Source organism: Phosphitispora fastidiosa (genome assembly GCF_019008365.1).
In the GTDB taxonomy this organism is placed as follows: domain Bacteria; phylum Bacillota; class Thermincolia; order Thermincolales; family UBA2595; genus Phosphitispora; species Phosphitispora fastidiosa.
Genome location: NZ_JAHHUL010000010.1, coordinates 88,862 through 113,574, shown reverse-complemented (window position 1 = coordinate 113,574; position 24,713 = coordinate 88,862). Strand labels below are relative to the sequence as shown.

Below are 24,713 nucleotides of genomic sequence, written 5' to 3'. Positions count from 1 at the left end.
TACATTTTTTGCTTATTACGCAAACATTAAGTTTTATTCGATTCCAAACAGAAAATTCCTTTTAAAATTCTAATATTTATTAGTTTTTTTTGGCGGCTTATCCCGAACTGTCTCTACTTAGGTAATCCAGCAGCTCTTCTTTACCCATGGTATTCAGGACATCCTTCTTTTCCAGCCAGCCGCGGCGGGCGGTGGCCACACCGTACTTCATTTCATCCATCCGGTTAATATCATGGGCATCTGTGTTGATACTTATTCTGATTCCCAGCTCTGCAGCCCTGCGGACATACCTGTCACTGAGATCCAGCCTGTCGGGGGATGCGTTAATCTCCAAAGCAGTTCCATACTTTACAGCAGCTGCAAAGACCTCCTCCATATCGATGGCGTAAGGCTCCCTTCTGCCAATCAGGCGTCCCGTCGGATGGGCCACAATGTCAACATGGCTGTTTTTCATGGCTGAAATGACCCTTCCGGTAATCTTCTCCCTGTCCTGCCTGAAGCCTGAGTGCACCGAGGCCACCACAATATCTCTGGCGGCGAGAATTTCATCAGGATAATCCAGGTCTCCATTGGACAGGATGTCAGCCTCTATTCCACTCAGTATTTCGATTCCTGCTGTCTTTTCATTGAGGGCCCTGAGATACCTTTCCTGTTCCCCCAGGCGCTCAACAGACAGCCCCCTGGCTATCCCCAGAGACCGGGAATGGTCGGTAATGGCAATATATTCATAACCCATTTCGGCTGCCCGGCCGACTATCTCTTCTATTGAATTGACCCCATCACTCCAGTCAGAGTGAAGGTGCAGATCCCCTTTGATATCCCCTGTTTCCACCAGATCAGGCAGCGTCCCATTAAGGGCCGCCTCGACCTCACCCAGGTCCTCCCTGAGTTCGGGAGGGATGTAGGCCATACCCAGATGGGCATAAATATCAGCCTCACCGGCAGCAGGCAGTTGGATATCGTCATCTCTGCCGAAGATGCCGTACTCATTTATTTTCAGGCCTTTTTTGTGGGCAATCTCCCGGAGCCGGACATTATGCTCCTTAGAACCGGTAAAATGGTGCATGGCCGTCCAATACTGTTCCGGCTCAACAACCAAAAGGTCAATGCCGATTCCGGCCAGGGTCACCACCCGGGCCTTGGTATCCCCTTTTGCCAGCACTTTTTTAACCTGGGGGTGTTTGACAAATATGTCGATCACTCTTTCCGCTTCATATGAGCCCACAACCAGATCAATATCCCCAATGGCATCCTTCATGCGGCGAACGCTGCCGGCGGCCCCGGCCTCGGCGACACCGGGAAGTGACTTCAGGAAACCGGTCAGCGCCTCTGCCATGGCATCGGCAATTCCCAGCGTAACCTGCCCGATACCGCTCCTCAACATCTCAATGCCCCTGAGAATGTTCATCTCAGTCTTATTCCCCATGCCCGGAAGCCCCCTGATTTTCTTCCCCCGGGCTGCTGCCTCCAGCTCATCCAGTGATGATACACCCAGCTTTCGGTATAGCTGCTGGGCCATTCTGGCTCCGATGCCGGGAACGGTAACCACCTCCAGGAGCCCTGGCGGCACTTCTGCTTTTAAATTTTCATAGTACTCTATTTTTCCGGTTTTAAATAATTCCCCGATTTTCCCTGAAATGGCCTTCCCAATGCCGGGAACAGTTTCCAGCTTTCCCTGTAAGGACATCTCCGACAGGTCAGCGGCCAGTGTGGCAATGGCCTTAGCCGCCTTTTGGTAAGCCCTTATTTTAAAAATGCTTTCCCCCTGAAGTTCCAGGAGGTCGGCTATTTCACTCATTATCCAGGCAACCTCTATGTTCTCAATACGCCTCATAAGCCCTCTCCCTTATGTGTCCATATACATATTCCAGCTCCGGCAATTTCGAAAGCCCACAGTTATATTTTCCCCAAAAATAAGTCCTCTACCCTGCTTTTTAGCAAATGTAGAGGACAATTAACTTTTAGTCTGGATATTTCTTTACTTCACCTTGGACCTTAATATACCCTGTACAGCTGCTGCGGCTGCGAGTATCAATGCAACCACTGCGGCAGCCCACAGATACAGGCTGTAATTGATAGTCCCGGCTTCCGTTCCGGCGCTTTCCGGGTTAACTACAGCGCTCTTAACTGCTGCAATTGTTTCCCAAGCGTCAGAACCTGCCACCTTACTTTGTAATGCTATCGGGATTACAGGCAGTGAAAGGGACTGATTAACCACATAACCTGACTCATCAATAACCTTGATGATACCATCACCTGCAGGTACAACTGCCGACCACCAGCCCTTTTGGGTCCGGCTCAGCTTCAGGGTCTTATCACCCACACTGTAATCAATTGCTACTGCATTAAACAGAGGTTTGATTTCCAGCACATAACTGCCGTCAGCCTGGGCAGCCTTTTGCATCTTCATCACCGGCAGGCTGTTGTCAATGGTGATAGTGTAAATACTCTGCCTGGCAGCTCCGAACTTATCAACGGCGTATACCTCGATGGGATACGGCCCGTCAGCAGTTTCAAAAGCCACATAAAACGATACTTTCCAGTCACCGTTTTTATCCTGCTTCAGCTCCAGCCTGCGGCCATCAGGCAGCAAGGCATAAACCTGTACCGTGTCGGCTCCCGGGGTTACCGTAATTGTGGGGTCACCGGCGGGAACGCGCTTCGGGGTTACCTCTACTACCAATGGTACAATCGGAGTCGGCTCAGGTCCTGCTGTTGGCGGAATGATTATTTCGGAATCTTCTTCGTTGCCGAAATCGAGGTCTTTATGGTCTTCGTTGCTCCTGTTAATCACAACTGTAAAATCGAAAGATTCGGGAGCAGTCTGGGTCCAGCCTTCCTGCTGCACTTCTGAAACTGTATAAGTCCCGTAAGGAAGTCTGGTGAAGCTGTAGTAACCATCCTCATCAGTGATATCAGTATCCCCATTGCTGAGATTGATGGTCCAGCCGCTTAAAGCAGGTTCAGGCTTATCTCCGTCTTTATCCCACTCACCATTACCATTGAGGTCATTGTATTTATGTCCACTGATGCTGCCATAATCATCACCACCGCCACTGGGGCGATAGTTGCCGAAGTCCAGGTCTCCTACTAATCTGTATGCTTCATCAAGAGTTACATCGAAGTATCCTGGGTTTTCTTCGGTATCGGGAGCTGTTTGAGTCCAACCGGTCTGCTGTACTTCTTCGACCCGGTAATCTCCAAACTCCAGGTTGGTGAATTCATAATACCCACTGGCGTTTGTTGTAGTTTCGTCAATTTGTTCCTCACCAGAGTACAATTTGATGGTCCAGTTTGACAATGCGGGTTCCCCGGTATCCCAGAGGCTGTTCCGGTTGTTATCCTTGAACTTGTGCCCGCTGATCTTGCCTTCAGGGTAGTCGCCTTCAGGGCGGTTACCGAAGTCGTAGCTGACCGGTTCACCGTTTTCACTGAGTACGGTTATAGTAGCTTCTGTGTCAACGGGGTCAGGGGTATCTTCATAGAAGTCGTCACCATCCTCAATGAAAGTCCCATTTTTTAGCATCAGGCGCAGACTTGCATCAGCATTAAGGGAGTATTCACCAGGACGTACTCCATACACTTTGGCATTTACAGTTGCTGAACCTCCACAAATCAAACGCTTGGTATAGGTGTATGTATCAGCTATACTGTATACTGTACCGTCAACTGACCATTCAAATGTCAGACCATCAACATCTACTTCGTAGTATCCCGGTGAGGCGGGGAAGGTTTGCTCCCAATCATTTGGGTCATTCAGGAGTTCTTCATCTTCTACCACCTTGATTTTACCGCTGTAACCACTGAAATATTTATAGTCACTGAGTTTGAATTGATAATAACCTTCTTTATCTGTATATGTATGACCAACTACTGTGTCATCTTCAGCAACAATCTGGATTTTCCAGTCCTTTATACCATCTTCATCTTCATCCCATATGCCATTGCCGTCACTGTCATGGAATTTATAGCCACTGATGATATCATCAGAGGAAGTAAAACTTACTTCCAGTTCAGCAAATCAGTAGCCGTCAAATCCCTTTGTAATGGCATATTCGAAAGGAGTTATGTCAACCGGAGTGCCATCTTCTCCTTCAGCAATTATTACAAATCTCCACCTGAAGTCAGTTCCTGACATGTACATCTGTTCCATGTCCCAGGCATTCGCATCAATCATAGCATCAAAATCAAATGGCCCGGTATAATGGAACCCACCCATATTGATGGTTGTATCGCTGTAAACATCCCAGTTTTTAGCATCTTCCGTATACTCCAGGTAAAGCTCAAGGGAATCGACATATACCGAATCAACAACATCTGTTAACTCGATTTGCCCGGTTACATTTACTTTATGTAGTGCAGTTACCTCACATGAAATATCTTTAGCTTCGCCCTGATCAATTTCTACATCATCGCTGGATATACTTATGTCCATTGGCTCCCAGTAATTGTGTCCATCTTTGGCCCCTGCAATGTCCACAACCATTCCCACATCGGCTAAGGCAGCACTGGGTAACATGATAAGCATCGTTATTACCAATAACAGCCACATAATAGGCCTGATACCCCGTATTCTATTGTCTTTTTTATTCACAAATTTTCACCTCCCTTCACAAAAGGATTACCTTATTATACAAGCGCTAAATCTTTCTACGATGCATTAGGGGCAGAACATGCCACTTATCCGAGTCTCAAACTCAATTTCCTCTTCGTGGGTTATCTCGGGTTTGGAATACTCTTTCATTTTCCGTACCTCCCTTCATCAGCTAAAAGTTAAGGAATTTTCACAAAAATAATTGCTAATAAAATTAAAAAGCTGCACAATAGCTGCATCTTTTCCGCAAATAATAAAATAGAATAAGTCCATAATAAATTTTCCATATATTTATATTCTATATTTGTTTACAAACTAATACAATAAGTTTCATTCGGCACGTTTCGACATTGTTCGCCTGTTTTCGATACGTCTGACGACCCTTAGAACCACGCGGCATAGTTTGGCCCAAACCCTTGCCACAGATAGAGATGAACACAGCAGGCGGCCAAACATCAGCCAAAATCCCCGGTTCGGGTTCCGGATACCATATGAATCATGTTTCAGCATCACTACCTGACCCAGTACTAAATCACGGGGAACCGGAGGGTCAAAACAGATATTGGTGTCCCCTTTTGTCAATATCAGGGGAACACTTTTTTCATATTGAACCCCCCAATACCGGTGTACCATTAGTCCATTACCCCCTTTTACCAGAAGCAAGGCTCCCTTTGGGGGAAGTTCTGTATCAAGAGGCGCTATTTCGGCCTTCATCCCGGCGATAATCGCAGGCCACATGCTGACACCTGAGGCAGTCATGAAGGCGTTTTTACCTGATTTAATTACATCTTCACAGAAAATCAGCGGATAGTCCAATGGCAGCTCCTTATTCACCTGAGAATTCAGGCAGCCTATGTGTTTAGTCTCCTCCACTAAAGCCTCCTGTGCCTCCGACAGTACCCTCATGCTTGTATAGCGGGCAGCTCACCAGAGTCTCAAACTGAATTTCTTCCTCCGTTATTATCATCGGCTTAACATATTGTTTCATTTTTTTACACCTCCCTCTTTAGGACTTCTCCGCCCCCAATCTGTTCTATACATTCCCAAAAGGTATCATCCTTCCTGAAATGAAGGTTGAAAACGGGAACCTGATTTAACAAATCGGCACAATGGCCAAATATCTTACTTTCAAAAATTCGGGTCTTATTAACAGGGAAGAAAACCATGGGCAAAATTTCGAATAAGGCCTGTTTGACCGGCATTTTTTCCAAGAACACCTGAGAATCCTGTGTGATAAAGAATATTCCGGCTATATCTGAAGTTGGAGGCAGGTACTCAGTGTGAAACTCGCTGCGGAAAGGGGAGTGATGTACGGAAAAAATACCATTTTCGTCCTTTTTCAGCAGAGTCAGTTCATCAGAATAGATTATGGGATCCGCAGTCAGTTTGATCACTGTTGATTTGCCGGCCCCGGAATATCCGGTAAAAATATAGGTCTTGCCGTTTCTCAGGATACATGAAGAGTGCAGAGCCAGCCCGCCGCAGTTCACAATTGTGACGGTGACCACAGTTCGGAGGTAACTTATCAGAAATTCCCGACCGCTAAACCATACCTTCCCCTTCCTCTCAGTAAGGGACAAGACGCCTTTATAGCATGGATGCCGGAATTCCAGGAGATTACCATTTATACCTACTTCCGGCGGTTGGCCCAGATATTGATAGCTGTCAACTACGGTCAGTGTCGAATCAGGATCAATTTCAATCTCAGTCCCGGAAGCATTTTCGGCCTCTTCACCTGAGAAGTGTTCCGCTAACCAAGCGGCAATTTCATCATCATGGGTTTTGATAACAAAAGGCATCTCAGCAAAATTAAGCAATATTTCCTTCAACTTAACCCCCCAGTTCTTAGTAGGTTGTCCGTAAATTAAGCAGTAACTACCAAGCTTTTGGACTTTAATACTGCGATAAATTCCTCCAAATCCGCGGCGGCCACTTCACGGCCCACATTAAATTCGCGGCATATCTCAGCAAGTATGTCTTCTTTGCTGCGGGCGCCATCAAGCAGTTCCCAGATAAAAGAGCCCACTTCATTTAATGCCAGCACCTTACCCTGTTGGGGGTCCATGATAACGGCCTCCCCATCGATTACTCTGGTAATCATGGCGCTGTTCCGGCAAAAATCAGCTGCTTCAGTCATTAAGCCACCTCCTCTATAAGACAAAGAACTCTTTAAGATAAAGAAAAGGACGTCAGCCGATAATCCCTTTTTGGAATATACGGTTCGTCCCTGAATCCGAAACTAAATGTTCATTTTTTATTTATGCTCAATTTTACCACACAAGTTATTTCCTGGTCAATACTTTTTTCAAAATATTTAAACAATTCCGTAGGGCATTATACAGGACATATTACTGAAGCTTCTTCCACCAATCTGCCCTCTTCTATTCTAAGCGCCCGGGAACATATTTTCAGGGCTGTCAGCCTGTGGGTAATAACCAAACAGGTGCGCGAATCACCCATATCTTTCATCGCCTGCAGGACATGCTTTTCTGTTTCCACATCCAGGGCCGAAGTTGCTTCATCAAATATCATCACCGGCGCTTCCCGTAAAAAAGCCCGGGCAATGGCAATCCTTTGGGCCTGGCCCTCAGAAAGCCTCAGGCCGCGCTCTCCGATGACCGTATCCAGGCCTTCAGGCATCCTGGTAATAAAGTCCTCTGCGGCAGCCATCTGTAAAGCCTTTTCCATCTCTGCCATTGATGCATCCGTTTTGCCGCTGCGCAGATTATCCGCAATCGTGCCGCTGAATAAGGTGTTTTCCTGGGGTACATAGGTAAGCCAGTCCCGGGTTGCGGCCGATACCTCATACCTGGTCCCTCTCCCGTCTGTGAAGTATACCTGACCAGAAGTCGGGCGAAGCAGGGCCAGCAGTATCCGGATCAGAGTCGTTTTGCCTTCTCCGGAAGACCCTACCAAAGCCACCAGCTGACCTGGCAGTATTTGTGCGGTGACATTGGACAATACGGGTCTTTCGGGCGAATAATCAAAGCTGACATCCTCAAAGACAATGCCGACATCCCGGATTGCCGGAACACGCTCAGTAATTTTTTCCCTTTCCATCTTCTCCAGTTCTATCAAACGCTCCATTGATGCAATCATATTAATCAGATGGGAAATCGTTCTGGCCAGCCCGACAAAAGGGCCCTGGACCTGCTGCACCAGCTGCAGAAAGGCAGTCATGGTACCAAAGCTGATGGCCTTCTGGGAGATCCGGTAAGCGCCCCAGCCAAAGGCCAGTAAATATCCCGACCAGTAGCCTACAGCGAGTACATTGTTGGCTGCCAGTGTTTTCCGGTTCTTTTGAATAACCCATTTCATCCTGTTTTCATGCAGGCTTTGTAAAGTATCCTCATTATGCTTCTCCAGCCGGAAAGACTTAATCACAATAAAATTCTGCAGGGCTTCCTGCAGGTGGGAACGATAAGCGCTCTCTGATTCCTGCACCTTGAGCTGCAGCTTTTTTAGAGTGCGGCCCCAGATCCGGCTGAAGATTACGGAGCAGGGCCCCAGAACAAAAGCGAAAATAGCCAGATATGGCTCAAAAAATAACAAGGCGGTAAAGGAGGCCGCTAATTGGGCAGTTAAGGCAAACATGCCCGGAATCACATTGACGATGGTATTGGTAACAGCGCTGACATCACTGGTCATCCGGGTTAACAGGTCACCACTGTGATAAGCAGTCAGAGACTGCCATTCTGTGCCCAGGAGCTGCCGGAAAACGCGCTGCCGGATAGAATTGGAAAAGGACTCGGAGACCCGCACCGAAAGCAGTGATGCACCTACCTGCAGCAAAAGATTGCTGATAATCAGCAGCACAAAAACTCCGGCGGCAATAGCGGTTAAGCGCAGTTCATTGGCCACCGCGTAATCGATCATGCTTTTGGAGGCAAAGGCTGTAGCCACATTCATCAGTGACCCCAGAACCTGAATTAACAAAATAGCTGCCAGGGCCGGCAGGTATGGCAATAGGTCCGGCTTAATCCAAGATATTAATTTTCTTGTTTTTCTTAGTATTCCCCTCATGTATTCCCCCAGCGCCTGAATAAAAATTCCGGAAGCTTCCTCAGAAACGGCAGGTAAGCGAAAATTCTTATTAGCTGTGGTCTTATGGGACGCAGCAGCAGCCACAATTCCGAGATGAACCGGTAACCAGAGTTACTGCAAAGGATACTTTTTTCTTTTCTGATAATCTCCGTAACCACTGCCAGGACTTCTTCTTCCCGGACAGGGCCTTCAATCCAGGTCTGGGCATCCCCAAGCATATAATACGCCGCGTCGTTTATATGATGAATCCGGTGCAGGACATGTGTGCCGTCCTTTCTTTGGTACAGCACAATATCACCGCGTTTCAGATGTCTTCCCGAGACCGCTGCAATAATCACTTCATCTCTGCCCCCTGCCAGCAGAGGATACATACTTAAGCCTGCAAAGGGAATTTTCATAGTATGACCTTCAGCCAAAATCGGCATTATCGCTGCAGACCATTGGACTGCGGGAATAGACCCAGGGTTCAATTCATTTAGAGACACTTTTTCACCAACTCCACCGCCGCAGCATCCGGCAGGCAATTAAGCAGGTAACAGTCAGTCCGGGCGGCAATTTCCTGTACCGTATCCAGGTATTGATGCATCAGTCCCTCGTTCCATGGCAATAGAAAACATCTTGCGGCAAGTCTGAGGATGCTTTCCTGCAAGCCCAGTTTGATGATACTGTTGGCTTCAGCCTGCTGCAAAAAGACAATTGCTCCCAGAGGGGCGCTTTGATTAAGGAATTCTCCTGAGGTGCCGCACCAGGGAAGGCCATAGACAACCGGGGTTCCATCTGCAATCCGGCAGGCGGCGGCATCTCCATCCAGGATGGGAGTGTGATATAGCTGCTGCCAGAGGTGAGCATGGGTAGATTTGCCGGTTCCGGATGGGGCGGGAAACATAATTCCCCGGTCTTGCCATAAAATTGTGCTGGAATGAATGATAACCCCATTTTTCTGTGCCAGTCTTCCAATCATGACGCCACGCAGCGAAGCAAAAATACCATCTTTTACTATGTGCACGATTTCATCATCATCAGGATTGTTGAATTTAGGGTCAATGTACATCGTGTACGAAAACCAGTCCCCTGATGCCACGGTATATGACGGGATATCATGGTCATCACCGCTTAAATTATGAATATGTCCTTTGTCTTCATATATCATGGTTCCCGGAGTGTCAGCAATTATCTTAACACCTGCCGCCGGTTTCTGCGGACGTTTTTTAAATTCAACCCTGCAGCAGACATCAGGATCGCCGTGCCGGCACGAAAAGAGCTTAAGGTTGTCATGCAGAGTCCACTCCGGGGCAGCTATTTCAAGAATCAAATCAGAAATACAGTATTTCGTCAAGAGGTCCTCCCCCAACTATCTATGGTAAAAGAAAAGAAGCACACAATTGTGTGCCTGGCTGTAATTATGAACCTGCATTAGCGCCAAAAGCTGCCCACTCTTCATCATTGGGTGGCCAACCGGGAATAAACGAACATTTTTGTGGTCCGTCATTACCTTTATTACATTTGGTGAAAACATTTTCGAATTGGGCATAGGCTTTCACATCAAGCTCAGGTTTGCAATATTCTTTTTTCATAATTTATCACCTCACTGCCAAAATAATACCATATAATACCAAATAGCAATAAATACTACTTAAAATAAAACTACCATATTTTATGAATCTTGTCCAGCATTAATTTTCACAAAATTCTTGAATATTTCTCAGACCGTTTTGCTCTCTCTTTGGCGACCTCACAAATATATGGAGAAATCCGGTGAAAAGACCCGGTTTCCGTTTGCAGAATGGCCGGACAGTTGGCACATCTGCCATTGGCATATTCGCATTTTTGGCATTCCTCCGGAAGTAATATGTCTTCAAACAGGGTTGGCAGGCGGTCCCAAGCCTGCCGGAAACCCTCTTCAAATGGCAGGGTAAAGGGAGTGACAAATGAACCACAGGGCAGCATTTTGCCATCCCAGGTTATCCAGTACATGGATTTTGCCGCCAGGCAGGTAATGATTTTGGGTGGCAGGTCAAACCCGTATTCCTTTACCTGCACAAAGTTATCTGTCTCCATATTCCTTTCAAGTGCAGCTTCCGTGTCACTGTTAAGCGCCCGGTAGTATGCCGCATTAGCCTCATCAAGATCAAACATCTGAGCCGGTGTCAGCCGGCAGCCTTCCACATCAGAACATGCTCCGCGCACAGCCTTATTCACCGTTACATTAATCCCAAAGCGTTTGGTGTATCTGTTGGCTATGGCACGCAGGGCATCCAATTCATGCATATTGTCACGGATGAAGGTAGTGCGGACTTCCAGCGCCGTGGCAACCTCTGTGAGCATTTCCAGACCTCTGACAGTGGCGTCAAAGGCTTCCGGATTGCCGCAAACTGACTGATACGTCTGCGGGCCAGCCCCATATAAGGTCACATTTGTTGCCGTGGGCGGGTATTTCTTAAATAGCTTGAGTATCTCCGGGGTTATCAGGGTAGCATTGGTATTTAACGTAATCACAAAGCCCATCATCGTCAGGGCGGTATATATCTCGGCAAAATCCTCCCGCAGCAGGGGCTCCCCCCCGGTAACCAGCAAATTCAACGTCCCGGCCTTGACGGCCTCTTTGGCCAGGGCAATCCATTCAGCTGCCGTTCTCTCTCTGCCTATCTGCTCCATCTGCCGGTTATCCAGCCTGACGTAACACATCTTGCAGCTCAGGTTGCATCGCGGGGTTAATTCAAAGGTGCCGCCCAAGGGAACATGCCTCTGTGCCGCATATCCGGCCAGGGTAATCTCCGACTTTTCCCACTTTTGCGCCAGCTCATTGTTATTTTTCTTAATTTCAGCGCTCATTCCTCAAGAACCCCGCTTTGCCTGGCATTCTCCAGAAATTCATCAAGATCGGCCCTGGCTGTGGCCTCATCAATCTCATATGCATCAAGAATAGCTGACAGTAATTGAGCATAAGCAATATCCTCAGAGAGACATTTCCAGATAAAATAACCGGTGTCATTTAAGGTCATAATTCCTTTGAAGTCTATGACCCTGTCACCAATGGGAACAACGATATGACAATCGGCAATTTCTCTGACAAGATAGCCTTCTTTTATTCTCATCTCAATCTCCTGCCTTCTGTCTCAGATAGTTATCTTTGGCGAAATTTTCCCAACAACCGTAAACTTCTCCATTTCTTCTGCTCCTGTTAGATAGAATGGGCCGCTGCGGAGCCAGGCATGAGCAATAAGCCTGCCGTTTCCGTCTTTAGCTGTTCCCAGGTAAAGGGTGCCGGCAATTTTTCTTCTCTGCAGCATTTTCAGAGCAGCTATGGCCCTGACCAGGCAGGTGCTTTCCCAGAAGGTATGACGGCTGATGACCCTGATGGCGTGATGGACATTCCTGATAGAATTTGTATGCGCCCGCTCCATACCGGAAGGGGTCTCCCGCATCTGCACCCCCAGATAGGGAGCAACCCATGAGAAGGGCAGATATACCAGAAAACGCGCCCAGCCCAGATAAATACAGGCCTCGACAAATAAGAGCTGAGTCTTTCTATGCAAATAAATAAATCGCCTTACCCTTTTTGCAAATCCCATTTGTTTTCCTACTCATCCACTATAATATTATCGGAAATTATTAAGCCTTCCTTTAGCAAATCATCCAAAAAAGAAATTATCTGCTCTTCACATATGTCTTGGGCTACCTCATATTCCGCCACTAGAGCGGCAGTTAAATCTTTAACAGAAATTGGCCTCTCAATAATATCCCAGATTCTGCCCCCGACTTCACCCAAATTGTAGTACTTTCCCTGAGAGACACTGAGGATGACTTTTTCCCCATCCATATCACTTGCTATATTTTCCTTGCTCTGGACGACGGTGTGACCGGATTGAATATTTGTGGATGAGCTCATGCGCTATCCCTCCTGATTTATGGTTTTTAAAATCAATGATACTAGATGAGGAGCGCTAAACCCGGTATCCGGCCTGCGCAGCTGAAAAAAATCAATCCGGCTCGCAATGCTTGTTGAGGTCTTAAAATGCCATTCCATCAAATTAAGACGGGGAATGAGAAATTTACGGTATGTTTGGTAATAAAGAGAGTAAAGTCTTTCCAGCCTTGCAAGGGGACGGATTTCTATCCCTTCTTCTTTTGTGGTAACCAGTTCAAATAAGCCGGCCAACGGTAATGGCCCAGCATAAAATTCTTCAGGTACAGGTATCCCATATTTGTTTTCCCGATCATATATATGACGATAAAGGCCTGCTTCCATTCCCAGCTCATTCAGGCTTTCCCGGCACAGCTTTTGCTGCGGATAAGACGGGATAACCAAGGGAATGCCCTCGTGAGAAAAAGTTACTGCTAAGACATCATCAGTGAGAAGCCGGTATCCCCTGCTTATCATGGCTGAGGCAAGGGTCGATTTCCCCGCTCCCGAATCACCGATAAAACCATATGCCCTGCCGGCTATAGCGACTGCGCTCCCATGCAGCGGCAGCACCCTCCTCTGCAGCAGCAGCGCCCCCATACAGGTTCCCAGGATAAACACCCTGACCATAGCTGCATCAAAATCCCGCAGAGGTGAAACGGTGATTTTTTTACCCTCTCTGATGCAGAAGACAACTGCTTGGGGAAGCCGAAACATGACAAATTCTTTGGTGCAGATGATTTTTTCATCCTGCCGGGCATATTCCGACCATAATCCGGTTAAATCGGAAATTTCAATGACAACATCAGCCATATTCTCATTTCCACAGATTTGATGCAGTTCCGGAAAAGGAATTTCACTCTGAAGAGTTAATCCAAAAGCCTTATAGACCGTTTTGGCAGCAGAAGTTGTCATTTTTCTCACTCCAGGCGGACAGACCAAGTTTTGAAAAAGGGGCCCTTATACCGGTAACCCGTATAAGGGAGAAATATAAACATTTAACCAAAATTATTGGTTGGCAAATTAACCGTTAGGAGCTATGCAAAAAAACTGTTTCATCTTCATCTGAATAACTAAAATCAATATTAGACATCCCTGTTCCGAGCATTGTTTCAGCAATATCAAGAGTCTCCACTACCGGTCTTTGCCATTCCTTTTTCATATGACCACCTCCTTCCCGGACATCTTTTTAACGAATCTGTAAACTACCAGACTCCGCATTAGAATCTTAAAATTAAAATCCACAATGTATTCGGGCTTCGGTTCTCTGATCCCCGAAATAGCATTATTAATGACCGCTGTATCAAACAGTTCAGCGGCAGTCCGGTCCGCAGCCATCTGCTGCAGTTCGCTGATAAAAACATCCCAGGAACCGGCCATTCTATGTACCCCGTCAGCGCTTTGAAAACCCCGGACCCGCTGGTTTAACCTGACCTTATCAGGCAGAATGTTTTTCGCTGCCCTCCGGATTAGTGCGCGGTCCAAACCGTTTTGGACAAGCTGCTCCTTGGGAACCGACAGACAAAAGCTGACCACCCTGATATCATTTGTCGGGTCACGTTCCCATAAGGAGTAATGCAGCGAAGCCTTGGACCCAAGGGTGCCGTTTACCATCCAGGAATATAACTGCCGAAAATGTGTTTCCCTGGTCTCATAAGCATTCTGCCTTGAAAAGCCGTCAGGACTAATACCATGCTCCTGCAGTTTTTCAAAGACCTTAGTCCGTTTAGCCAGTTCAGGGCTGATGTATATGGGGAAATTGCCCTGACCCCGGGAACGCAGACCCTGTTTTACAGACAGCAGGAGCTTTTTTCTCAAAGCTGACATTACGCGTGATTTCTTAAGACCAATGTTTTTGCTGTATTCATTTATTTCACGGTAAAGCCGGAACCAGTGCAGCCTCTTTAAAAGCCTTGTGTAGTATTCCAATGCCGGGCCCCATGATATGGTTAAATTGCCCCTGGCTCCGTCCAGCAGTACCCCTATCCCCTCCTGCCGGGCTGCTTCATATATTCCTTTGATCCAATAGGAGTTTTCCGGAAATTTGTAGGGCATCTCCAGCATTTCCAGCATAGCGTCAATTTCTGATAAAGGGCTTTTACCGGCAAAATCCAGGTAATTAGCCTGAATATTGCCTGCATGCCGGACAACTGACTGCATAAACGGTCTTTCATCCGCCAACCGGTGTTTGGGAGTCCAATCTGTAAAGTCACTTACAGGGATATAGCTGAAGGTATGCAGCTGCTTATTCTCCATTTGCAAAGCCCTGGCAGCAAAAGCGGCTGCCGAACCCGAATCCAGGCCCCCGCTTAAATGTGCGCCCACCGGACGGTGAGTACGTATCCGCGCCGTTACCGCGTTTTGGAATACCTCGCAAAAGGCTTCTTCGTATTCCTGGTTTGATTTCAAATTTAATTTTTCACCCCCGGCCAAGGTGACGTACCGGGAAAACCTTATTGTAGAGCCACTAACAGAAATTGTATGTGCAGGAGGTATTTGTTCTATATTTTTGAAGACTGATGAAGAGGGGTCGATAGTCTCATACATGTCAGGCATAGCCAGGAATTCAGCCAGCCACTGTTCATTTATTTCTTTCGCGACATATGGTAAAGAAAACAAAGGCTCCATGATGGTACAGAAAGCAAAGCGCTGATGGCTGCGGTAAAAATAGAGGGTCCGGGTTCCGGAAAAGTCCCTGGCTCCAAAGAGCAGGCGCTTTTTCCCGTCCCAAATCATAAAGGCAAAATCACCTATCAGATGCTTGGGGGCATCTTGGCCCCACTTTTGGTAAGCTAGTAAAATCAACTCACTGTCCGGCATCTCTTTTCTAAGCGCCGGTTCCACCTGCAAGGCCTCAAACAAATCATAACGATTATCTATAATAGCATCAGCCGTAATGGCTAACTGTCTGGTACTGTCATAGTAAGGCAGCCGTTCACCGACAGATTCCGGGGTGATCCACTGGGCATGACAGCCCAGAAATATATTGTGCTGATGCCATACCTGAACATCATCAGCAGGATACTGCTGTAAAGCCTGCATCATCTTCAGGCCATGGTCAATAGTTATTGGTTCATCATTCAGGTGAAAAATGCCGGCTATAGCGCTCATTTTTTTCTCACCCCAAACGGCTTGGCAATCAAATATACCAGGCGCTTCGGATAGAAGAACAGAGCCCTGAAGGTACTGATGTGATAGGAGCTCTTTATTCTTAGAATTGGCGGAAACATTTTGCGCCATGATGCCATTAAGTAACCAATAACTCCTTCATTGCGGACTACCCCGCTGGTTAAGGGACTCAGCCCCTGAGGCAGAGTATCGGGCAGACACTCCTTTGCCAGCAGATTACACACATAGGCAGGTGGTTTCAGGTCTCCAAGGACAGATAAAGGCACCGGTGCCTGAAACATTATGGCAGCATAATACAGAGAGGCATACACTCGGTAGGAAATCCCGTATCTTTTGGCAATCCGGGCAAATTCCTTCCAGTCAATATGACTGCCTTCCACCTCAATGGCCTGTACCACATCAAGAACATTTCTGAAAATGCTGAAATTGTGCCCCGCAGAATGAAGGCATAAGCTCAGTACCAGGTCTAGCGGCGCCAACTCCCCGACCGGCGTTTTGCCGTCACCGAAGACCCCGCTGCCTGCCCTCTCCCATACTTCAGCCATTGCAATGTTTTGGCTCTTGCGATGGGTATATTTATAATGGAGTTCCACCCAGCAGGATCCCAGGGGGGTTTTCTTTTCCATTCTGATATCGTGCTCTAAATCAGCAAGCAATAATTCCACATTAAACTTTTGCTGTAGATAGCCGTCCAGCTTAAGTGTTGCCACAGCCAGGCAGAGTTTGTCCTCTTCTACCAAAAGGTCAATATCCCAGCTATTCCTGACCCCGATATCTCCATAAAGTCTTTCAGCCAGGGGTATTCCTTTGAGGACGATACACCTGATGCCGGCTTTTTGCAGCAGCAGGATGACGTTTTCTGTTTCTCTGGCCCGCCAGACGTTAGCCATAAAGGTCCAGGAATATATTTTTTTTAAAGAGGCCATCACCTCAGGAGGCACTGCACCTTCAGGGGCCTGTTTGACCATTTTGGCCAGCAGTTCTGCAACCTGATGCCTTCCAGCCTCCTGCAGCACGGCATTCCAATCCGCAATATCTGCATCCACCGGCGAACCGATTTTGAATATCCGGAGCAGGCCTGATTCACACATAACATTATCCTCCCACAGCCACCCTGTTTCCGGCATCATTGATTTTCCGCATGTAGGGTAATCACCGTTATCTCCGGCCTGGTGAGGAAACGCAGGGGAATATTATTTACACCCAGCCCCCGGTTAACATACATCTGGGTTTCACCCACTTTAAAAAGCCCGGCCATGTATTTTTCATAGCCCTTCTTAACAATATGTAAAAAATCGGGCATATACGGTGACTTAATCTGCCCGCCATGGGTGTGCCCGGCAAGCACCAGGTCAACCCCTGCTTTGGCGGCAGCATCAATGATTTCCGGACGGTGGGCCAGCGCAATAACTGCTTCCCCTTCGTTGTGCAGTAAGTCTGCAAAGTCTCCGGTATCCTGATAGGTACGGGTATAGTTAAGGCCAATTAAACTGACAGCCTGCCCTTTGACCTGCAAGGGCAGTTTTTCGTCATTGAGTGTTTTGATATCCAACTGCTCCAGAGCTCTTTTAATTTTACTCAAGCCGAGATAGGTATCATTATTGCCATAGACGTAATACACCCCATATGGAGCATTCAAGCCGCCCAGGGCATTTTCCGCGTATCCCAGGGGTGTTTCATTTGATTCATCAAAGACATCACCGGTAATTACCACCAAATCAGGTTTAAGGGCATTAACCCGGCTTACCAGCCCCTTTTCCGGGAACAATTTGCCGTGTAAGTCGGAAAGCTGAACTATCCTAAACCCCTCAAAAGCCTCGGGCAGCCTCTCGATATAGACAGGTTGTTCCTTTTCCTGAACCCAGTCCGGCTCAATTTGGGCGGCATAAAACACCAGCAGGGCCACGATCAATCCCGTGGTAAGTACAGATTGGAGAATAAACCTGGTTACCCTCCAGATAGCTTTCAATATTGGCATTAAAATACTCCTTCAGTCAATTCATCTGTGTTTTATGGTCTTATTTGCCGGCGGCTGTTTCGCTCCGGCTTTGCAGGATTTCATCAACCGCTGCTCGTTCATAAACCGGCAAATGATAAGAGGGTACAATCTGCTGCAGCAGTTCCCTGATTTCTCCGGCCTTTTCCGCAGACTGATTTCTGGCTGCTGCCTTTTCCAGCTTGCGCAGCATGAACTGCAGTTCTTCCCAGGAATATTCTCCCGGCTGGCCGACAAAAATACGGTCATGCCTGGTAGCAGTGATTCCTTCCTCATTGGTGAGAATCTCCTCATAGAGCTTTTCTCCCGGACGAATGCCGGTATACTTTATTTCAATATCCCGATCCGGTTCCAGCCCTGACAAGCGGATTAGGTCCCTGGCCAGATCGTTTATTTTGACCGGTTTGCCCATATCCAGAATAAATATCTCGCCACCCTCAGCAAAGGCTCCGGCCTGGATAACCAACTGGACGGCCTCAGGAATAGTCATGAAATAACGGACCATGTGTGGATCAGTGACGGTAACCGGGCCGCCGGCGGCAATCTGTTTCTTAAATAAAGGGATCACACTGCCCCGGCTGCCCAGGACATTGCCAAACCTTACGGCCACAAACTTGGTCGGGCTTGTCCTGCCCAGACCCTGGACAAACAGCTCGGCCACCCGCTTGGTGGTCCCCATGATGCTGGTAGGGTTGACCGCTTTATCGGTAGATACCATCACAAAACGGGAAACTCCATACTCATGGGCACATTCCGCAACATTCCGGGTCCCCAGGACATTGTTTTTGACTGCTTCCACCGGATTGCTCTCCATCAGGGGGACATGCTTATGGGCCGCAGCATGGAATACCACTACAGGACGGTAGGCGGCAAAAACCTCATTGAGCCGCTGCCGGTCCTGGATATCGGCGATAAGGGCCGCTGTCTTCTGGTCGGGGTAAATTTTATGCAGTTCCATCTCAATATCATAAATACTGTTTTCGCCATGACCCAGGAGAAGCAGTCTCTCCGGGACAAACGCGGCAATCTGGCGGCAGAGCTCGGAACCGATGGAACCACCGGCCCCGGTAACCAGAACCACCTGACCGGTAACGTAATTGGCGATTCCCTCTAAATCAACCTTTACCGGGTCTCTCCCCAGCAGGTCCTCAACACTGACTTCTCTGATCATACTTACCGAAAACCGCTTACTGATCAGGTCTGACACCTTTGGCAGCATCTTAATCTGAGCCCCGGTGTCCTTACATATTTCAATAACCCGGGCTGTTTCAGACCTGGAAGCAGACGGAATGGCAATGATAATCTTCTCAATATCATGGTCCCTGACAATTTCCGGTATCTGCTCACAGCCGCCCAAAACACTAAGCCCCAAGACCTCCAGATTCCATTTGTTGGGGTTGTCATCCACAAAAGCAACCGGATACAGGTCAGAGTCCCCTGACTGCTTCAATTCCCTGGCCACCAGTACTCCTGCCTGACCAGCGCCCACAATCAGGGTACGGCGATTCCCGGTCCGGTGTCGGGGGCTCAGGTAAGAATCCCGGACCATCCTCCAGAACAGGCGCGACCCGCCCACCCCCAGGATAATCAGAACAAAGGCCAGGAGGTAAATTGAGCGCGGCACAACCAGCTCCGGATCAATCAGGCGCAGGATATTGTGCAGGAGGAAAAATACCGCTTCCGAGAAAGCCGCAGCCTTGGCAACCTGCACCAATTCCCCGATGCTGGCATACTGCCAGACCCGACGGTACATCTTAACCCATTGAAAAGAAATCTGGGTCAGAATAACATGGGCAGCCATGACATATGGCAGCAGGGCAAAAAACCTGGGCTCAACCCGGAAATCAAACCTGATCAGGTAGGCCAGACCGACTGCCGCTGTTACGATAACAGCATCAATAAAGCTTAGGAGAAGTATTCTCTTTTGGTAATTCATAATAACCACCTAACCATTCAACAAACTTCCTGATTCCCTCTGCAAAATCCGTCTGGGGATTATATCCCAGGATTCTCTTTGCTTTTGAAATATCAGCAAAGGTACGGTTCACATCCCCAGGCTGCAGGGGTAACTTATCTAATATGGCTTTTTTATTCAAAGTATTTTCAATAGTCGTGAGCATCGTGTTCAGGCTGACAGTATTTGACTCACCCAGGTTGAAAATCTCATACTTTCCACTGCCTTCACTGACCCAGGCAATGGCTTTGGTGACTCCGTCGATAATATCGTCAATATGGGTGTAATCCCGCTCCGTACTGCCATCTCCGTAAAACGGGACAGCCTGTCCGGCTGTAATCAAGCCGGTAAACTTATGTATCGCCAAATCAGGTCTCTGCCTGGGACCGTAAACTGTAAAAAACCTCAGACAGGCCATATTAATGCCATACAGGCTGTGATAAGTATGGCACAGCAGCTCTCCGGCTTTCTTGGTGGCTGCATAAGGTGAAATCGGGAAATCCACCACATCATCCTCTGCAAAAGGTACTTTATCATTATTTCCATAGACTGAAGAGGAGGAAGCGAAAACAAACTTATCAATCCCATAAATCCGGCAGATTTCCAGGAGATTCAGGGTACCGTTGACATTGACCTCGGTGTATAATACCGGATTTTCGATTGAGGGCCTTACTCCTGCATATGCTGCCAGGTGGACAATGACATCAGGCTGATGCTCTGAAAAGACCGTTTTTAAAAATTCCAAATCACGGATATCTCCCTCTGCCGGCACATAGGAATTCCTATCCAGGTTATTGGCGCTGATAAAGGCCTCTGTTTCGCTGACATTGCGCCTCTTGATCCGGGGGTCATAATAATCATTAAAACTGTCAATGTTGATAACCCTATTCCCACTATGCAGCAAGGCCTCACAAAGGTGTGAACCGATAAACCCGGCTCCACCTGTAACTACGATGGTTTTCAATCAGTTTCCCCCTTTAAATGCCTGAAGTCGGTGTTTACTGCCTCCCTATGGAGTAGTATTCCACACCTGCTTCGCGCATCTCCTGCACTTCATATATATTCCTGCCGTCATAAACCAAAGGAGTCCGCATCAACTTCTTATAGGTTTCCGGCGGCACTGCCCTGATCTCGCCCCACTCAGTAAAGATAAAGCAGACATTAGCGTCTTGCAAAGCATCCTCGATGTTATCTACATACTTGATACTTCCCCTGCCATTTTCCCCCTCGGGATACTTCCGCTTAAAATTGTCCATGCCAACAGGGTCATATGCATAGATATTGGCACCCTGGGCCAATAACAAAGGAACATTGGAAAGGGATGGAGCCTCTCTCAAATCATCCGTGTCAGGCTTAAAGGTCAGCCCCAGCACGGCTGCCTTCAGGCCGTTAAAGGTAATCAGCCTTTTACAGGCCTTCTTATACAGCATAGTCTTCTGATCGGAATTGACATCTATGGCAGCCTTAACAGTCCGCAGCTCATAGCCGTGCTGCCGGGCTAAATACTCCAATGCCTTGGTATCCTTAGGGAAACAGGAACCGCCATAGCCAACGCCGGCATTGAGGAACCTGCTGCCAATACGTTCATCAAAGCCCATACCCCTGGCCACATCCTGGATATCAGCGCCAGCCAGTTCACAGAGGTTGGCTATATCGTTCATGTAGGAGATTTTCAGGGCCAGGAAGTCATTGGAAGCATATTTAATCATCTCGGCAGACCTTCTACTGACAGAAACGATGGGCAGGTTGAAGGGTTCATATATCTTCATGAGCATTTCCTCAGCCCATCTGCTCTCTGTTCCGATGATAATCCTGGCTGCCCGGAGGGTATCGCGAACCGCTGTCCCCTGGGCCAGAAACTCCGGGTTGGAGGCCACTTCCACCCTGATCTTGTGACCGGCACCGACTCCGTTACCGGTATGTTTTTCCCCGTCATGGGGCAGGAAATCGTGAATAAACTGCTCCACCTTATCATTTGTTCCCACAGGAACTGTGGACTTGACCACAACAAGGCAGTCCCGCTCAATAGTCTCGGCAATCTGCCGGGCAACTGTAGCTATGTATGACAGGTCTGCAGAACCGTCAGGCTGCTCCGGGGTTCCCACACCGATGAATATGGCATCTGCATCCCGATAGGCTGATTTGTAGTCAGTGGTATAATCAAGCCGACCGGCGGAGTAGTTCTTTTGCATCAGTTCTTCCAGGTCCTGCTCATAGATAGGAGAAATACCCTGTTTCATAAAGTTTATTTTGCTTTCGTCAACATCAACACAGGTAACCTGGTGGCCAACTTCGGCCAGGCAGACACCTGACACCAGGCCAACATAGCCTGTCCCTGCTACGGATATTTTCACAAGTCAGTTTCTCCTTTCAATGATTCAAATCAAATTTTATTTTCTAATTCTAACATTTCGTTTTTCAACCAATACCCCTAGTTTTATGTTTAACATACAATACCTTTCGAATCGGCTCCATAATCAAATCTCTTTCGAATTTATTCATACCTATAAACCATAAGGGAATGATATATGTAAAGAAAACTACAAAGGCTTGAAGACAAAACATACCCCAGGATACAATAAATATTTTAGTTAAAGCAACCCCAACTAAAAAGCTAATCACTGCAGGAATAAATGTATCCAAATATGATTCTTTTATAAACCTAAACATATTAATACCAATCTTTTTGTGGTAATAACCCTGAATAAAAATACCGTACCCGACTCCCATAGAAATTAAGGTTGCTATCGCTGAACCAGTCGCTCCATATTTTTTGGAAAGCGGTATCATTAGTAATAATGTTGCAATACTACAAATCCCATAAATACTGTTTCTAACTTTATGTCTATTTAAAGCTAAACACAAGGCATTTAATGAAGTCTGTGTGAAAGGCATATAATAAGCAATCATCATTAATAATGCCACATTGTATGCCCTTGAGTATTCTCTACCAACCCACAGAATTACAAATTGAGAACCTAGTGTTGCAAAACTCACAAGTATTAGTGTTAACAATTTTATTTGTATTCTACTAATTCTAATTGCGTAATTCTCTACACTCCACATTGAGGTATTGCTTGCCGTAAGTCTTGTTAAGGCAGGCAAAAACATCCCAGAAACAGCTTGAGAAAATTGAGTGAAATAAGTTACTAACATCATTGCAACCGAGCAAATTGAAATCTGAACAACATCAGAGACTATACCTAGTACTAAAAGATTAAGCTTTAAATTTACCTGGTTAATAAGGTTTGCTAGAAATACAAAAATAGAAAACGAAAAAATGTCTTTTACTATGCTAATACTGAATAATTTTAATTTAATTCTAGTCTTCAAAACTAATTGAACATAGATTATCTTTATGAACAGGATTAAAATGTTAAGACATGTATCGACTATTACAATTGCTAAAGATTTGAAACCTAATGATAATAACAGGACTAGTACCCCGACACGTAAAACAAGTCGCCCGATGTCTGTTATTTTGTTGAAAATATGTTTTTCATAGGCTGTAATAATAGCTGGATATGCGTATCCAACTAGAGAAATAATAATATTACATAACAATATTTGCAGCATAGTCTTTGCTAAGGGTAACTGTGATTCTTTAACCGAATTGCTAAAAATAGTTTCAATATTGATATAAATAAATATCCCAACTAATGTAACTAGAAATCCTATAACTAGATATAAGACAATACAAGTTGCTAGAAATCCGTTTTGACTCTCCTCATCTTCCTCTGCACGATATTTTGCAACGTACCTAGTTATGGTTGAACCAATCCCAAAGTCCATAATTGACAAGTATGCAACAAACGCACCAATAAGAGAGTAAAGACCGTATTCTTCCTGTCCCAAAGACTTTAATAAGAAGGGAGTAAACACCAAACCACTTATTAATTGAAGTCCAATAAATACATAGGCAAGAATTGCTCCAATTTTAATTTGCTTCGTATATTCAGCCATTCTATTTTGGTTCCTTTTGAAGTTTCTTGATAAACTCCTTAATAAATCTCAAACTTTCATATGCTAATTCACGTTGAGCCTCGATATTAATTGGTTCGGCATAAATAAAATTCTTAAGTTGTTTATAGGCATCCCCTCGTTCTAAAGACTTTAACTCAATACATCGTTCACCAGCATTTATTTGCTCATAAAACCGTTTAATTTTTTGATCCCCTGAAAAAGACAATACAGTCTTTCCGAACGAAGTTGCGATAATTCCTACGTGTAATTTTGTTGTAATAATTACATCACACCGATTTATTATTGCAGATAGTGTCCAAGGATTATAATCTTGAATAACGATTGATCGTTTACTCGGTAACATATTATGTAAAGTTCTATTAATTTCATTACATTGCTTCGATTCATAATCTGAGCCAATAATAAAAACTATGTTTTCATCATCATGAGCATATTTAATTAACTCTTTTACTAAAATTTCACAACCTCTTTCGATGTCACTTATTCCACCATGAGGGTTATAGAGATTTACATGAAGAAATACTCTAAGACCCTTTGGAAGCGTTGCAAGTAATCTTTCGGCTTGAATATCATCTTCAATCTTTATCATGTTCGGGGTATATGCTAATGCCAAATCTGCCGTAACCTTTATTCCATTTGTAACATTATACTTTCGCAGATAGTCTCTAGACTCTTGGTTTCTAAGTATTATTAACTTTGCATTATTTAAAGCATACTTTGAAATTCTTTGTAGTATTGGGTCATGAATCGGACCTGAACCTACCCCAACTATCGCATAGGGAATATTTCTGCGTTTAGCTTCTAACATTGGTACAAGATGTGTTAAAAGTAATAATTTATAACCTCTAATACCAATTTTTTTTGTTGTTAAGTAACCTCCCCCACCAAAAATAACACCGTCAACACCCTTCAAATTATGTCGCAAAGGATGCTCCCCTGATTTACCCAGTATTCTATGAAAATATGAACTAGCATTATTTAGAATGCAATTGACTCCTTCTTCTTCAATGATATTCTTTATTAGCCATGCTAATAAAATATCTCCATAATTCGAGCCATTATATGACCCGTGCAACAATATCGATAAACTCTTCATAATTTATCCTCT

Annotated in this window: 25 protein-coding genes and 1 pseudogene; all 26 read right to left on the bottom strand. The window is 46.1% G+C overall.

Annotated elements, in window-relative coordinates:
- Positions 1-97 precede the first annotated feature (97 nt).
- The 26 genes and pseudogenes from polX to Ga0451573_RS10645 all read right to left on the bottom strand — a co-directional run bounded on the left by polX (position 98) and on the right by Ga0451573_RS10645 (position 24,701).
- Positions 98-1,834, bottom strand: coding sequence for a DNA polymerase/3'-5' exonuclease PolX (gene polX / locus Ga0451573_RS10760; protein WP_231684067.1), 1,737 nt, complete (start codon positions 1,832-1,834; stop codon positions 98-100).
- 144 nt (positions 1,835-1,978) lie between these two features.
- On the bottom strand, positions 1,979-3,781 hold the full coding sequence (locus tag Ga0451573_RS10755) for an MSCRAMM family protein (protein WP_231684066.1): 1,803 nt from the start codon (positions 3,779-3,781) through the stop codon (positions 1,979-1,981).
- A gap of 51 nt (positions 3,782-3,832) precedes the next feature.
- Positions 3,833-3,979: pseudogene (locus Ga0451573_RS20300) on the bottom strand (SdrD B-like domain-containing protein); the annotation flags it as partial.
- A 42-nt stretch (positions 3,980-4,021) separates the two neighbouring features.
- The gene (locus tag Ga0451573_RS10750; RefSeq protein WP_231684065.1) at positions 4,022-4,594 is read right to left on the bottom strand and encodes a hypothetical protein; all 573 of its coding nucleotides are present in this window, start codon (positions 4,592-4,594) and stop codon (positions 4,022-4,024) included.
- A gap of 330 nt (positions 4,595-4,924) precedes the next feature.
- On the bottom strand, positions 4,925-5,467 hold the full coding sequence (locus tag Ga0451573_RS10745; protein ID WP_231684064.1) for a S24/S26 family peptidase: 543 nt from the start codon (positions 5,465-5,467) through the stop codon (positions 4,925-4,927).
- Positions 5,454-5,582 (bottom strand): hypothetical protein, encoded by a 129-nt coding sequence (locus Ga0451573_RS19825; RefSeq protein WP_269438220.1) that lies wholly within the window; start codon positions 5,580-5,582, stop codon positions 5,454-5,456. Before Ga0451573_RS19825 ends, Ga0451573_RS10745 begins: the two co-directional genes overlap by 14 nt.
- A 4-nt stretch (positions 5,583-5,586) precedes the next feature.
- Positions 5,587-6,423: a hypothetical protein gene (locus Ga0451573_RS10740; protein ID WP_231684063.1), complete on the bottom strand. Its 837-nt coding sequence runs from the start codon at positions 6,421-6,423 to the stop codon at positions 5,587-5,589.
- A gap of 35 nt (positions 6,424-6,458) precedes the next feature.
- Positions 6,459-6,731, bottom strand: coding sequence for a PqqD family protein (locus Ga0451573_RS10735; RefSeq protein WP_231684061.1), 273 nt, complete (start codon positions 6,729-6,731; stop codon positions 6,459-6,461).
- A gap of 197 nt (positions 6,732-6,928) precedes the next feature.
- Positions 6,929-8,617: an ABC transporter ATP-binding protein gene (locus Ga0451573_RS10730; RefSeq protein WP_231684059.1), complete on the bottom strand. Its 1,689-nt coding sequence runs from the start codon at positions 8,615-8,617 to the stop codon at positions 6,929-6,931.
- Complete coding sequence (locus tag Ga0451573_RS10725; protein ID WP_231684058.1) at positions 8,614-9,036, bottom strand: S26 family signal peptidase; 423 nt, start codon at positions 9,034-9,036, stop codon at positions 8,614-8,616. Before Ga0451573_RS10725 ends, Ga0451573_RS10730 begins: the two co-directional genes overlap by 4 nt.
- A gap of 77 nt (positions 9,037-9,113) precedes the next feature.
- Positions 9,114-9,974: a hypothetical protein gene (locus Ga0451573_RS10720; RefSeq protein ID WP_231684057.1), complete on the bottom strand. Its 861-nt coding sequence runs from the start codon at positions 9,972-9,974 to the stop codon at positions 9,114-9,116.
- Positions 9,975-10,038: 64 nt separating this feature from the next.
- Positions 10,039-10,212: a hypothetical protein gene (locus Ga0451573_RS10715; protein ID WP_231684056.1), complete on the bottom strand. Its 174-nt coding sequence runs from the start codon at positions 10,210-10,212 to the stop codon at positions 10,039-10,041.
- A 106-nt stretch (positions 10,213-10,318) separates the two neighbouring features.
- A complete protein-coding gene (locus tag Ga0451573_RS10710; protein ID WP_231684055.1) occupies positions 10,319-11,470 on the bottom strand; it encodes a radical SAM protein in 1,152 nt (383 codons plus the stop codon).
- Complete coding sequence (locus tag Ga0451573_RS10705; protein WP_231684054.1) at positions 11,467-11,733, bottom strand: PqqD family protein; 267 nt, start codon at positions 11,731-11,733, stop codon at positions 11,467-11,469. Before Ga0451573_RS10705 ends, Ga0451573_RS10710 begins: the two co-directional genes overlap by 4 nt.
- Before the next feature lie 21 nt (positions 11,734-11,754).
- A complete protein-coding gene (locus Ga0451573_RS10700) occupies positions 11,755-12,174 on the bottom strand; it encodes a lasso peptide biosynthesis B2 protein (RefSeq protein WP_231684053.1) in 420 nt (139 codons plus the stop codon).
- Positions 12,175-12,218: 44 nt separating this feature from the next.
- Positions 12,219-12,527 carry a lasso peptide biosynthesis PqqD family chaperone gene (locus tag Ga0451573_RS10695; RefSeq protein WP_231684052.1) on the bottom strand — a complete coding sequence of 103 codons (309 nt, stop codon included), beginning with the start codon at positions 12,525-12,527 and terminating at the stop codon, positions 12,219-12,221.
- A 3-nt stretch (positions 12,528-12,530) separates the two neighbouring features.
- On the bottom strand, positions 12,531-13,457 hold the full coding sequence (locus Ga0451573_RS10690; protein ID WP_231684051.1) for a phosphoenolpyruvate carboxykinase (ATP): 927 nt from the start codon (positions 13,455-13,457) through the stop codon (positions 12,531-12,533).
- A gap of 115 nt (positions 13,458-13,572) precedes the next feature.
- Positions 13,573-13,704 (bottom strand): paeninodin family lasso peptide, encoded by a 132-nt coding sequence (locus tag Ga0451573_RS10685; protein ID WP_231684049.1) that lies wholly within the window; start codon positions 13,702-13,704, stop codon positions 13,573-13,575.
- On the bottom strand, positions 13,701-15,653 hold the full coding sequence (locus tag Ga0451573_RS10680; protein ID WP_231684047.1) for an asparagine synthase-related protein: 1,953 nt from the start codon (positions 15,651-15,653) through the stop codon (positions 13,701-13,703). Before Ga0451573_RS10680 ends, Ga0451573_RS10685 begins: the two co-directional genes overlap by 4 nt.
- Positions 15,650-16,762, bottom strand: a complete 1,113-nt coding sequence (locus Ga0451573_RS10675) for a nucleotidyltransferase domain-containing protein (RefSeq protein ID WP_231684045.1) — start codon at positions 16,760-16,762, stop codon at positions 15,650-15,652. The genes Ga0451573_RS10680 and Ga0451573_RS10675 overlap by 4 nt, the downstream gene beginning before the upstream one ends.
- A gap of 35 nt (positions 16,763-16,797) precedes the next feature.
- The gene (locus Ga0451573_RS10670; RefSeq protein WP_231684044.1) at positions 16,798-17,649 is read right to left on the bottom strand and encodes a metallophosphoesterase; all 852 of its coding nucleotides are present in this window, start codon (positions 17,647-17,649) and stop codon (positions 16,798-16,800) included.
- A gap of 40 nt (positions 17,650-17,689) precedes the next feature.
- Entirely contained in the window at positions 17,690-19,603 is a 1,914-nt protein-coding gene (locus Ga0451573_RS10665; protein ID WP_231684042.1) for a polysaccharide biosynthesis protein, read from the bottom strand.
- Positions 19,563-20,585, bottom strand: coding sequence for a GDP-mannose 4,6-dehydratase (locus tag Ga0451573_RS10660; RefSeq protein ID WP_231684040.1), 1,023 nt, complete (start codon positions 20,583-20,585; stop codon positions 19,563-19,565). Before Ga0451573_RS10660 ends, Ga0451573_RS10665 begins: the two co-directional genes overlap by 41 nt.
- 34 nt (positions 20,586-20,619) lie before the next feature.
- On the bottom strand, positions 20,620-21,975 hold the full coding sequence (locus Ga0451573_RS10655) for a UDP-glucose dehydrogenase family protein (RefSeq protein WP_231684039.1): 1,356 nt from the start codon (positions 21,973-21,975) through the stop codon (positions 20,620-20,622).
- Between the two features lie 64 nt (positions 21,976-22,039).
- Positions 22,040-23,584 (bottom strand): lipopolysaccharide biosynthesis protein, encoded by a 1,545-nt coding sequence (locus Ga0451573_RS10650; RefSeq protein ID WP_231684037.1) that lies wholly within the window; start codon positions 23,582-23,584, stop codon positions 22,040-22,042.
- A gap of 1 nt (position 23,585) precedes the next feature.
- On the bottom strand, positions 23,586-24,701 hold the full coding sequence (locus Ga0451573_RS10645; protein ID WP_231684036.1) for a polysaccharide pyruvyl transferase family protein: 1,116 nt from the start codon (positions 24,699-24,701) through the stop codon (positions 23,586-23,588).
- Between the last annotated feature and the right edge of the window lie 12 nt (positions 24,702-24,713).

Bases quoted from the DNA above. Each gene is read 5' to 3' on its own strand.
- Ga0451573_RS10665 (WP_231684042.1), bottom strand. From the start codon at position 19,603: ATGAATTACCAAAAGAGAATACTTCTCCTAAGCTTTATTGATGCTGTT.
- Ga0451573_RS10670 (WP_231684044.1), bottom strand. From the start codon at position 17,649: ATGCCAATATTGAAAGCTATCTGGAGGGTAACCAGGTTTATTCTCCAA.
- Ga0451573_RS10725 (WP_231684058.1), bottom strand. From the start codon at position 9,036: ATGAAAATTCCCTTTGCAGGCTTAAGTATGTATCCTCTGCTGGCAGGG.
- polX (WP_231684067.1), bottom strand. From the start codon at position 1,834: ATGAGGCGTATTGAGAACATAGAGGTTGCCTGGATAATGAGTGAAATA.
- Ga0451573_RS10650 (WP_231684037.1), bottom strand. From the start codon at position 23,584: ATGGCTGAATATACGAAGCAAATTAAAATTGGAGCAATTCTTGCCTAT.
- Ga0451573_RS10675 (WP_231684045.1), bottom strand. From the start codon at position 16,762: ATGTGTGAATCAGGCCTGCTCCGGATATTCAAAATCGGTTCGCCGGTG.
- Ga0451573_RS10710 (WP_231684055.1), bottom strand. From the start codon at position 11,470: ATGAGCGCTGAAATTAAGAAAAATAACAATGAGCTGGCGCAAAAGTGG.
- Ga0451573_RS10705 (WP_231684054.1), bottom strand. From the start codon at position 11,733: ATGAGAATAAAAGAAGGCTATCTTGTCAGAGAAATTGCCGATTGTCAT.
- Ga0451573_RS10735 (WP_231684061.1), bottom strand. From the start codon at position 6,731: ATGACTGAAGCAGCTGATTTTTGCCGGAACAGCGCCATGATTACCAGA.
- Ga0451573_RS10680 (WP_231684047.1), bottom strand. From the start codon at position 15,653: ATGAGCGCTATAGCCGGCATTTTTCACCTGAATGATGAACCAATAACT.
- Ga0451573_RS10690 (WP_231684051.1), bottom strand. From the start codon at position 13,457: ATGACAACTTCTGCTGCCAAAACGGTCTATAAGGCTTTTGGATTAACT.
- Ga0451573_RS19825 (WP_269438220.1), bottom strand. From the start codon at position 5,582: ATGAAACAATATGTTAAGCCGATGATAATAACGGAGGAAGAAATTCAG.
- Ga0451573_RS10685 (WP_231684049.1), bottom strand. From the start codon at position 13,704: ATGAAAAAGGAATGGCAAAGACCGGTAGTGGAGACTCTTGATATTGCT.
- Ga0451573_RS10645 (WP_231684036.1), bottom strand. From the start codon at position 24,701: ATGAAGAGTTTATCGATATTGTTGCACGGGTCATATAATGGCTCGAAT.
- Ga0451573_RS10730 (WP_231684059.1), bottom strand. From the start codon at position 8,617: ATGAGGGGAATACTAAGAAAAACAAGAAAATTAATATCTTGGATTAAG.
- Ga0451573_RS10695 (WP_231684052.1), bottom strand. From the start codon at position 12,527: ATGAGCTCATCCACAAATATTCAATCCGGTCACACCGTCGTCCAGAGC.
- Ga0451573_RS10715 (WP_231684056.1), bottom strand. From the start codon at position 10,212: ATGAAAAAAGAATATTGCAAACCTGAGCTTGATGTGAAAGCCTATGCC.